Raw genomic sequence first — 8,855 nt, 5'->3', positions numbered from 1 at the left:
CACCACCCGCTGGAACAACTCCCACAACCCCTCCGGGACCAGCCGCTCCACAATCGTCATACCTCAAGATTACGAGCCCAAATGAGACGACCTCTAAGTGAGCCTCGCCAACTCGACGTCGCAGGTCAAAGGACTCTGTTGGGTGGTGGTGGCCGTCGCAGCGGTACTGCTCGCGCTCCCGGTCGTGTCCATCGGAGAGCAGCAGGATGGTGTCGTGGATGTCGTGCAGTTATTGCATGGACGAGACGGCACACGGCTGCTGTTCGATGGCAGGCCAGCCTGACCTGCAGCACTGTGGCCGCAGTGACGTGATCGGCCCGACGACTTGTTCTGGAGTACGTCTGCACTGAAGTCAGTCGGTTTGGTCGGGTTCAGGTCGAGAACGGTGGATCAGCGGGGCATCTGGCGTTGGCTTTGCGCATGGTTGAGTGCGTTGTATTCGACGCTGCTGAAGCCCCGTAGCCCGGGCTGTTTTCGGCGTAGTGCGTTTTTGCGGTGTTCCCAAGCCAGCCTCTCCAGTGAATCCCGCCGACCGAACCAGATCACCATAAGCATAAGTAGATGAAGCCCCGCGACGACTCCGAAAACGACAACTTCAAAAGTCGCTTCGCCGGTCATCGGATACGCGTCGAGCACGGAATGCTGCCCTGGATCGTCCAAACCATCGACGATTAATGCCACCATTAACGGCCCTACAATGCAGGCGATCGTCAGGAGAACCGGACAGAGAATCGCCCAGCCAACCTCCAAGGCCCCTCGCCAGTCGACGCCGACTGACGCGAGTGCATCCCTCGCCGCCCTGCCCGCGAAAAGGGCGAGTCCCCACCAGATGAGGACAAGTGCCAGCAGCGCGGGTTGAGGCACTTGAACGGCATGAAACGGCAGACCCGCGAACAGCACAGCCTCGATGATCAGGCAGGCCAGCAGGGGCAGGGGGCCCCGAGCGAAGACGTAATGCCGGGCGCATCGGGCGCATAGAAATCCGGACTCTACGCCAAGAAGGTCGTACGTCACCGTCGTTCCCTTACCGAACGGGTCATCCATGTTCGTCATCGCTGCCGGCACACCGACCTGGAACTCGTAGCAGCGACCGTACCGGCGTTCGCCACATCGCACACAAATACGATTGGATGGGTTGATCACGGGAAAACTCCTGCTCATCTGCGGTGACATCACTGGGGAGTCGGCCGAGCGACGGCCTGCACCAGCGTTGTGGTTCGACCGGGCCGGATCTCCATCTGGCAATTGATAGTGCCGTAAGAGACACCGCGGCCACTGCTCCAGCCAGAAATCGTTGACCGAACCTCTTTCATCCTGTGCTGCAGGGGCGAAATGGGCTGTTCAGCAGGGGTGGTGACGGGGCAGGGCCCCTCGTCGTCGGCGCGGTGATTCCACTCAGCACACCGGCGATTGGAGGGGCCCTGTTGGTTCCGTGTCCTGTCATGCTCGACGTTCCGCACGAGCTGGTCGAGCACGTCTCCTGGCTGATCCACGCACGAAGGCGTGAACTGGGCTCCCCACGGCGACGGCTCGGTTGCTCCAAGCAAGTCCTGTCTGCCCTGACGCATCGCCGGAAGAACGAGACGTTCGCCCAGCTCGGCGCCGGCTTCGGCGTCTGCGAGGGGCGACTGCCTGGCGCCACGTCAACGAAGCCTTGTGAGTATCAGTCCGATCAAAGCCGGAGGTACTTCCCGCCAAGCCCGGTTTGATCGTTTGCCGCTCAGTAGGCCACCTCATCGCTGCTTGAGCAGGATGTGGAGGGTCGTGATCACGCCGATGCCGACCATGAGGGCGGTACCGAAAGGCGGGATGCAGGAAAGCAACATATGTACCGATTCCGCCAGCGAGGAGCAGCAGCGCGGTACCCACGTCCAGCCCGCCTCCCGTTGTGTTGTTCATCATGCGCCTGCCTTTGCCGAAGTGATACGGCCCTGCAGGGCGCCGACGTGGTGTGCGGGGATGCGGGTGGGGAGCGTAATAGCGGTGGTCGGCGGCCGGCCAACGGCCGAGGCGGGGACTGTGCCGGTATGGGTGAGTGCCGTCATCACCAAAGGAGGTCTCCTGAAACGGAGCGGTACGGTGCCGCGTGGACGGGTGACTACGCCGACCAGTCAGCCACGATCAATGCTCGGCGCAAAGGACGGCGAATGACACCGAACGACAGCGAACGCACTGGTGGGCAGCCCGATGCGGTCGCTGCCTTCACCACATGGTTACAGCAGCTGCACCGCGAGGCGGGCAAGCCCAGCTCGTCCGACGCAGCCGACGTCGCTACCCGCAGGCCACCGTGCGCGAGGGCACCATTTAGGAGATGCTCAACGGCAAACGCCTGCCACGCTGGGAGACGGTCGAGCCGGTAGCTTGGGCGCTGGGCGGGGAGGCGGCGGTAGCGGCCTGCCGACAGCGATGGATCGAAGCCGATGCCGCCCGGACGGTCACCACCCCGGCCGCCCCACGTAGCCCAGCGGACCTGTCTGCCGCACCCGCCACGAAGCCGACCGAACCCGTCCCGAACCCTGCCGAGCCCCACGGCGGGACAGGCTCACCAGACCGGTTCCGCCGACGCTGGCCGGCAATGGCCGGCGCCGCTGCAATGGCCGCCGCGGCCTTGGCGCTCAGCACCCTGCTGCCTGACAGCGAACGCAGTCCTCACCCGGACACCTCGGCAAGCAAAGTCGCCACCCGCTTCCCCTCCCACACGGCCGAAAACCAAGCCGCCATCCCTTTACCATCCCCGTCATCGCCCTCATCCCTGCTGACACCAGGAACCACGCTGCTGACTGCCCACTCCTCCCGCCCCTCCAGCACCCGCGACGGCCTGGTCACCATCAGCGTCCTGTCGGTGGACGGCAACGACATCCCCGGCGTCGTCTACTCCGTCATCACGCCTTGGACCGGTGCCAGGTCCAGGGCGGCGACCTCGGCCGATCCGTAGTGATCAAAGGCCCCTCCGCCACCTGGATCCGCCTGACCATCACCAACTTCCCCGAGCCCACCCACACTGGCGCCACCTCCCCCGACTTCGACATCCCCATCAACTTCCAGATCACCAGCAGCCAGGGCGCCGCGCCCCATGCCACGCAGAAATGCCAGTAGCCACGGAGAACTTAGATGCCGTCGGTGGCGGTGGCCACGACCGACAGACCGCCAGGCTGTTCGGCTGGTGCGGTTTCCGTCCGCTTTGCTCCCGGGGTGAGAGCCGGTCTCCTACTGTTGCGAGTGCGGCTCGACCGACCCTGCAGTGCTGTCTCACAACAGGGATTGAGATGGCCGATTAGTCGGTATAGTCAACGCATGGACAGATACCGGTTACCGGCATCCTACGGAATGATCGGCGGCCTCCTCTTTCAGCAACACGTCCAAGCGGTGCTAGCAGAAGCTGAACGGCAGGACAGAATAGCGGACGCTTTAGATTTCTGGCGCTCTAAATTCCGGCGGGCTTGGATTTATCTCGTCGGTGGCCTAACCGCCCTGTTGTATTTCAACGACTGGGGCGTGTGGAATACAGCCATGACTGTAGGCGCATGTGCTACCGGAGTATTTAGCCTGCTGTGGATCGTCTGGGTAGCACAAGTCCATCCAGACGAAGAGCTGACGGCTATCTGGATCATGTGGATACTCGCCATCGGCGCCCATGTCACCGTGCTCATCTGGGGCTGGACCACCGATGGAGCAGCCGCAGCCGTGCCATGGCTCTTCATTGAGTTCGGAATCCTAGGGATCATCAGCGGCTTCATGCAGTTCTGGAAAAACTCCAATCTATGGTAGGTGTAAATCCTTTCCGTGGAGCAGATCGGTGCGAATCTGCTTAAGAGGTCCTAACAAAGGCGTTGGACGTACCGGTGGGTGATGAGGCAGGTGGCGAGGCCGAGGAGGACTTCGTGGATGTCGTCGCGTCTTTCCCAGCGGATGCGTAGGTGGCGGAAGCCGTGGAGCCAGGAGATGATGCGTTCGACGACCCATCGGAAGATGCCCAGGCCGGAGCCGTGCGGTTGGCCGCGTTCGGCGATCACAGGCCGGATGCCGCGTTTCCACAGCAGGCGCCGGTACTTGTCGTGGTCGTAGCCGCGGTCGGCGAAGAGCACGTCCGGCCGTCGCCGCGGCCTCCCGATGACGCCGGCGACCGCGGGGACCTTGTCCAGCAGCGGGATCAGCTGGGTGACGTCGTTGCGGTTTCCGTCGGTCAGCGATACCGCGAGCGGGATGCCCTGCCCATCGGTGAGGACGTGGTGCTTGCTGCCCGGTCGTGTGCGGTCGACCAGGCTGGGACCGCTTTTGGGCCCCGGCGGGCCGCCCGGACGTGGGAAGAGTCGATCACCGCCCGCGACCAGTCCAGCTGCTTCGCCGACCGCAGCTTCTTCAGCAGCACCAGGTGCAGCTTCTCCCACACGCCGGCCTCGTTCCAGGCGGCCAGCCGCCGCCAGCATGTCATGCCGGAGCCGAAGCCCAGCTCCTGGGGCAGGTACTCCCACTGAATGCCGGTGTGCAGCACGAACAGGACCCCGCACAAGGCCTGCCGGTCCGGCACCCGAGGCCGGCCCGCCACCAGCTTCGGACCCGGCTCGGGCAGCAACGGCTCGATGAGCGACCGCAGTTCGTCCGACACGATCCATAACCGTCAGCGCAGGCACTCGGCCCTGGAGATGCTCACGCCGATCGAGTACGAACTACGTGCAGCACCTGTAGCGTAAAACCAAGCGACACGACTCCACCAAACTCAGGAGACTCCGGTTCACCTTGACCCTTGATCCTGAACGCGGGCTATGCGGCTTCGGCCAGCATAGTTGATGTTGTTTGGAGTGCTCGCTCATAGGCGATCGGGCTGCGGTGGCCGAGGCGGGAGTGGCGTCGGACTGTGTTGTAGCGATGCAGCCAGCGGAAAAGGTCCAGGTGAGCCTCGCACTCAGTGTCCCAGGCCCGGCGGCCCTGGAGGGTCTTCCGTTTACAGGTCGCGTTGAACGACTTGGTGAGTGCGTTGTCCGCGCTGGAGCCGATCGCGCTCATGGAGTGGGTGATGCCCGCTTCGTGGCAGGCGTCGGCGAAGGCCCGACTGCAATACTGGGCCCGGGCAGTAGACCCCCGATCCGTACGCGCTCTCCAAAGCGGACCCGGCCGCCGTCGCGTCATGGGCGAGGCAGCAGCAGGCCGGGCATGCGCGGGTGTAGCAGGTGCTGCCCCTCGTCGTGGATGCGCAGAGTGAACGTTGCCGGGCCCGGGCATCCTGCTTCGTTGTAGGCGGACAGGATGGCTTCGATCCGCTGCCACAGTTTCACCGGCCCGCCCTCGCGTACTTCCCACCAGCCGTCTGTTGGGGTGAGGGTGGCGGCAGAGCCGCTAGTGACGTCGACGAGGTGCACCGTCTTGCCGACGGTCGTCATCTGCGCATTCGGTGCAGCGCACTGAGCGAGGAACCGCAGATGGAATGCCTCCTCGGTGGCAGCGGTGATCCGCTCAGGGCTGTGCCGGGCAGGCCGCACGGCTGCGGAGAGGTTCGCAGCCCAGTGGGCGGGGTTGCCGAATGCCGGCGCGGCGTGAGTGCGTACGGACATGAAGGACACCGTGCCCTTCAGAAGCTGTCCTGCGGCCGTGCCGTCACCGTGCACGGTGAGCAGGACGCGGGCATAGCCGTAGAGCCATCCGGACAACGTGAGCAGGATCTTCCCGCCTGACCGGGTCTGCGCGATTAGAGTACGCGGGACGGCGCGGAATGAGCAGGCGGCCACGATCCGGTCGAACGGTGCTTTTGGCCAGTACCCGTACAGCCCGTCCGCGACCGCCAGTGTGGGTGTGTACCCGCAGCTATACAGCACGCTGGCTGCCTGCTGGAGCCGGTATGGGTCGACCTCGATGGACGTGATGCCCGCGGAGCCGAGCCGCTCGCACGCGAGGGCGGTGGAGTAGCCGGTGCCGGTGCCGATCTCCAGAACCGTGTGTCCTTCCCGCACGTCCGCGTCCGTCCACATCCGCACCACGAGTGAGGGCAGCGTGGACGACGAGGTCGGCGCCCCGCCGTGCCGTGCCTGCGGGTTGCTCCAGTCGGGTTCGTCACCATCGAACTGGGTGATAAGCGTCGAATCGGAGTAGGCGGCGGCCAGCCAGCGACCGTGGTCGGATGCGGCAGTGACCGGCTCCCACACTGTCAGCCCTTGCCCGTCGCGCTCGCTGGCGGGCAGGTAGAAGCCGGGCACGAAGGCGTGCCGCGGCACGTCTCCAACCGCCGCCCGCCAGTCTGGATCATCGAGCACGCCGTCCTCGGCGAGGGCCTTGACCATCGCCGCACGCAGCCGGGCGGCGTCGGTCCCCAGGTCGCCGGGCAGCATCACACCCTGTTCCTTCCTGTGCTGAGGATGTCGGCGAACGCCGCCGTGATCTTGTCGGCGTCGGGCAGCCAGCCCCACTGGCCGTTCGGATTGCACTCGATGAACACCCAGTCCTCGCTGTCGCGGCCATCGCCGGTCAGCGCGAAGTCGAAGCAGCCGAAGACCAGGCCGAACGTCTCCAGGTAGCGGTGTAGCGCGGCCTCGATGGGTGCTGGCACGGCGATGGGGGAGTGGACCAGGGTGTCCCAGTCGCCGCGGCGCCAGTCCAGCGCACCGTCCGGCGCTGCGATCTGCTGGGCGAACACCTTGTCGCCGACCACGGTGACGCGCACGTCACCGGTCTTGGGAATCTCCGCCTGGAACAAATGCGCGGTCACTGCCAGAGACTCATCGAAAGTGTCGGGGTCGACGCGCTGAGCCCAAATTGCACCGGTGTGCCCGTCCTCGCCCGCGGGCAGGCCACGGAATGGCTTATAGATCACCGGCCCGTACTCGGCGGCGAACTTCCGTGCCGCTTCGACGTCGTTGGTGATCAGGGTCGGCGGGATGGCCAGGCCAAGCTGGGCGGCCGTCTGGAGCTGGCCGGGCTTGAAGTCGGCGGCGGTGACCCCATCGGGATGGTTGACGTAGCGGACACCGTGAAGGTGGTTGAGCACCCCGCTGAGCCCGTGCCGCGCCTCTGCTGCGGCGAAGTCACGCTGCTGGACCGGAAAATGCCGGTAGCGGGCCGTGTACGGGGTGGGGCGGCGGTAGTACACCGACGCCACCTTCCCCAGTGCTACCTCGCGGCTGGCCGTGCGCAGCCGCCCGTCCCAGACCGGCGCCCCGGCACCGATGCGGGCACCGAAAGACAGATCCGACCCGATGTCGGCCGGGTCGACACGGACGACCGGCACCCCACGCTCGTTGAGCGCACCGATCACCCAGTCTGCGGTGACGTCCTCCAGCGACGTGATGACCAGGACGAGGCCAGCCACCATCGCCTCCTCAGTCCGATTCATAATCGGTGGTGTTGTCATCCTGCGTCTGAGGCTGCGGGCTCTGCCCGTCACCGCCGCCGGACACCGACGCCGTCCCGGTGGTCTTGGATGTGCCGTGTTTGCCCATCTCCACCACTCGACCAGCGGCATCCGTGTAGACAGCCCTCTGCGTAGCTGCGTCGAGCGTCACCGTGGCGTATCGGGGTGGGCCGGCCGGGAGCCGGTCGGTGACCAGCCGCATCGCCCACGGAGCCTGAGCTGGAGGTACAAGCGTCGCCATGTGTTCGTCCCTTCCCCTTCACCTTGTGCGGACAGTTTGGCTAGCCACCGCACACGCAGCATCCCGCACCGGCCGCGACCACAACCGCAAGTGCCACGAAACGTGGCACAACTCCTCGAGCGGGCTCCTGTGACCGACCGGCGGAGTGCACCGTCCGCCGCACTTTGACGGTGGATCACCTCCGCCCTTCTATGGCGGACGGCCCCCACACCAGGCGAAGGAGAACCTCAGCGGCGCGTCCGATGCGGCTCCGGTCTGGGAACATTGAGACCATGGGCAAGCACTCCCGACCCGGACCGCTGAATCAGCCTTCCCGAGCCGTCCCCCGTCCCGACGGCAGCGACCTGCTCGCGGCGTACCACAAGCGGCGCCGCCCGCCGATGGACGTCTACCGCCGGCACCGCCCACTCCACGGCGGCGGCGGGCACCTCCGCCCGGAGGAGCCGCGGGTGCTGGAGGAGTGGAACGGCTTCTCGTACGAGCCCACTGGTGCCGCGCCCAACCTGGCGGAGGCCGTAAATTGGGTGAACGACCAGGCATCTTGCGCAAGCGGCGACAGGCCGTCCTGCGTCTGAAGTCTTCCTTTGCATCAACTGGGGGTCCAAGGGCGACCCCGGTGCGAGTTCCGGCTTGACCTTCGAGTCGGGTCGAAGGTTTACCGCCGGCGGTGTGACGACCTACCGTATCTCGCAGATGGCCGAGCGCTCCGGTGTTCCGGTTACGATGCTTCGCTTCTACGAGGGCGCAGGGCTGCTGCCCGCCGACCGCACGCCGTCCGGCTACCGGATGTACGGCGAGGGTGCGGTGGAGCGGCCTGGCCTTCATCTCCTTGGCCAAGCTGCTGGGCTTGGCCCTCGAGGGGATCCGCGAGCTCCTCGACGTTCGCGAGGAAGGAGTGTGCGAGTCCGTCCGGGCGCGGATGCTCCCGCTGATCGCCGACTGGATCGCGGACACCGACGCCCGGATCGTCGAGCTGCGTGCGTTCTCCGCCCACCTGGCCAGCGTCCGCGCCGAGCTGTCGGGACCGGCCTCGGCGGGGGTGTGCGGCCCGGACTGCGGATGCACGACCAGCACCGCGGAGGCCGGGACGGTGCCGGTGACACTGTCGCCGACCCGCCAGTCCCTCGATGCCAAGGCGTGGCGGGACGTCCCAGTGGCGTGCACGCTTGGCGGTACCGAGCTAGTGTGATGCGCCTGAAATCGCAGGCTTAAGTCTCTTTCGTGTTTTTAGTGGATGGTGGAGTGACCTTGGTGAGGTAGTCGGCGAGGGATTTG

Annotated in this window: 12 protein-coding genes and 2 pseudogenes; 8 read left to right on the top strand and 6 right to left on the bottom strand. The window is 65.7% G+C overall.

Annotated elements, in window-relative coordinates; genetic code table 11:
• The first annotated feature begins 97 nt into the window (after positions 1 to 97).
• On the top strand, positions 98 to 283 hold the full coding sequence (locus ACIF8T_RS40295; RefSeq protein ID WP_400042432.1) for a hypothetical protein: 186 nt from the start codon (positions 98 to 100) through the stop codon (positions 281 to 283).
• A 107-nt stretch (positions 284 to 390) separates the two neighbouring features.
• Here the strand turns inward: ACIF8T_RS40295 and ACIF8T_RS40290 are convergent, their stop codons facing one another.
• Positions 391 to 1,143, bottom strand: a complete 753-nt coding sequence (locus ACIF8T_RS40290; RefSeq protein WP_400042431.1) for a hypothetical protein — start codon at positions 1,141 to 1,143, stop codon at positions 391 to 393.
• A 299-nt stretch (positions 1,144 to 1,442) separates the two neighbouring features.
• On the opposite strand from ACIF8T_RS40290, the pseudogene ACIF8T_RS40285 reads away from it, so the two are divergent.
• The 4 genes and pseudogenes from ACIF8T_RS40285 to ACIF8T_RS40270 all read left to right on the top strand — a co-directional run.
• Positions 1,443 to 1,657, top strand: a pseudogene (locus ACIF8T_RS40285) (transposase family protein); the annotation flags it as partial.
• A gap of 654 nt (positions 1,658 to 2,311) precedes the next feature.
• A complete protein-coding gene (locus ACIF8T_RS40280; RefSeq protein WP_400042429.1) occupies positions 2,312 to 2,935 on the top strand; it encodes a hypothetical protein in 624 nt (207 codons plus the stop codon).
• Positions 2,935 to 3,096 (top strand): hypothetical protein, encoded by a 162-nt coding sequence (locus ACIF8T_RS40275; RefSeq protein WP_400042427.1) that lies wholly within the window; start codon positions 2,935 to 2,937, stop codon positions 3,094 to 3,096. Before ACIF8T_RS40280 ends, ACIF8T_RS40275 begins: the two co-directional genes overlap by 1 nt.
• Positions 3,097 to 3,294: 198 nt before the next feature.
• A complete protein-coding gene (locus tag ACIF8T_RS40270; RefSeq protein ID WP_400042426.1) occupies positions 3,295 to 3,768 on the top strand; it encodes a hypothetical protein in 474 nt (157 codons plus the stop codon).
• Positions 3,769 to 3,818: 50 nt separating this feature from the next.
• Here the strand turns inward: ACIF8T_RS40270 and ACIF8T_RS40265 are convergent.
• The 5 genes from ACIF8T_RS40265 to ACIF8T_RS40245 all read right to left on the bottom strand — a co-directional run bounded on the left by ACIF8T_RS40265 (position 3,819) and on the right by ACIF8T_RS40245 (position 7,580).
• Positions 3,819 to 4,609 (bottom strand): IS5 family transposase gene (locus ACIF8T_RS40265; protein WP_400042436.1). Its coding sequence is split into 2 segments (ribosomal slippage): positions 3,819 to 4,288 and positions 4,288 to 4,609, totalling 792 coding nucleotides; the frame shifts between segments, so codons are not numbered across the junction.
• Positions 4,610 to 4,761: 152 nt separating this feature from the next.
• On the bottom strand, positions 4,762 to 5,127 hold the full coding sequence (locus tag ACIF8T_RS40260; RefSeq protein ID WP_400042424.1) for an integrase core domain-containing protein: 366 nt from the start codon (positions 5,125 to 5,127) through the stop codon (positions 4,762 to 4,764).
• Positions 5,124 to 6,320, bottom strand: coding sequence for an ATP-grasp peptide maturase system methyltransferase (gene tgmC / locus ACIF8T_RS40255; protein WP_400042434.1), 1,197 nt, complete (start codon positions 6,318 to 6,320; stop codon positions 5,124 to 5,126). The genes ACIF8T_RS40260 and tgmC overlap by 4 nt, the downstream gene beginning before the upstream one ends.
• Entirely contained in the window at positions 6,320 to 7,300 is a 981-nt protein-coding gene (tgmB, locus tag ACIF8T_RS40250) for an ATP-grasp ribosomal peptide maturase (protein ID WP_400042423.1), read from the bottom strand. Before tgmB ends, tgmC begins: the two co-directional genes overlap by 1 nt.
• Before the next feature lie 7 nt (positions 7,301 to 7,307).
• Positions 7,308 to 7,580 (bottom strand): putative ATP-grasp-modified RiPP, encoded by a 273-nt coding sequence (locus ACIF8T_RS40245; RefSeq protein ID WP_400042421.1) that lies wholly within the window; start codon positions 7,578 to 7,580, stop codon positions 7,308 to 7,310.
• Between the two features lie 272 nt (positions 7,581 to 7,852).
• Here ACIF8T_RS40245 and ACIF8T_RS40240 point away from each other — a divergent pair, with 272 nt between their 5' ends.
• The 3 genes and pseudogenes from ACIF8T_RS40240 (at position 7,853) to ACIF8T_RS40230 (ending at position 8,769) form a co-directional block, all read left to right on the top strand.
• Positions 7,853 to 8,155: a DUF6087 family protein gene (locus tag ACIF8T_RS40240; RefSeq protein WP_400042420.1), complete on the top strand. Its 303-nt coding sequence runs from the start codon at positions 7,853 to 7,855 to the stop codon at positions 8,153 to 8,155.
• Positions 8,156 to 8,273: 118 nt separating this feature from the next.
• Positions 8,274 to 8,333, top strand: a pseudogene (locus ACIF8T_RS40235) (hypothetical protein); the annotation flags it as partial.
• A gap of 94 nt (positions 8,334 to 8,427) precedes the next feature.
• Positions 8,428 to 8,769 (top strand): hypothetical protein, encoded by a 342-nt coding sequence (locus ACIF8T_RS40230; RefSeq protein ID WP_400042418.1) that lies wholly within the window; start codon positions 8,428 to 8,430, stop codon positions 8,767 to 8,769.
• Positions 8,770 to 8,855: the final 86 nt, after the last annotated feature.

This window comes from Streptomyces sp. NPDC085946 (assembly GCF_044540485.1).
GTDB lineage: Bacteria > Actinomycetota > Actinomycetes > Streptomycetales > Streptomycetaceae > Streptomyces.
Note: the sequence above shows the minus strand (reverse complement) of the source record. Positions and strands in the feature narration are given on the sequence as shown.

Bases quoted from the DNA above. Each gene is read 5' to 3' on its own strand.
- ACIF8T_RS40270 (WP_400042426.1), top strand. From the start codon at position 3,295: ATGGACAGATACCGGTTACCGGCATCCTACGGAATGATCGGCGGCCTC.
- ACIF8T_RS40240 (WP_400042420.1), top strand. From the start codon at position 7,853: ATGGGCAAGCACTCCCGACCCGGACCGCTGAATCAGCCTTCCCGAGCC.
- ACIF8T_RS40245 (WP_400042421.1), bottom strand. From the start codon at position 7,580: ATGGCGACGCTTGTACCTCCAGCTCAGGCTCCGTGGGCGATGCGGCTG.
- tgmB (WP_400042423.1), bottom strand. From the start codon at position 7,300: ATGGTGGCTGGCCTCGTCCTGGTCATCACGTCGCTGGAGGACGTCACC.
- ACIF8T_RS40260 (WP_400042424.1), bottom strand. From the start codon at position 5,127: ATGACGCGACGGCGGCCGGGTCCGCTTTGGAGAGCGCGTACGGATCGG.
- ACIF8T_RS40280 (WP_400042429.1), top strand. From the start codon at position 2,312: ATGCTCAACGGCAAACGCCTGCCACGCTGGGAGACGGTCGAGCCGGTA.
- tgmC (WP_400042434.1), bottom strand. From the start codon at position 6,320: ATGCTGCCCGGCGACCTGGGGACCGACGCCGCCCGGCTGCGTGCGGCG.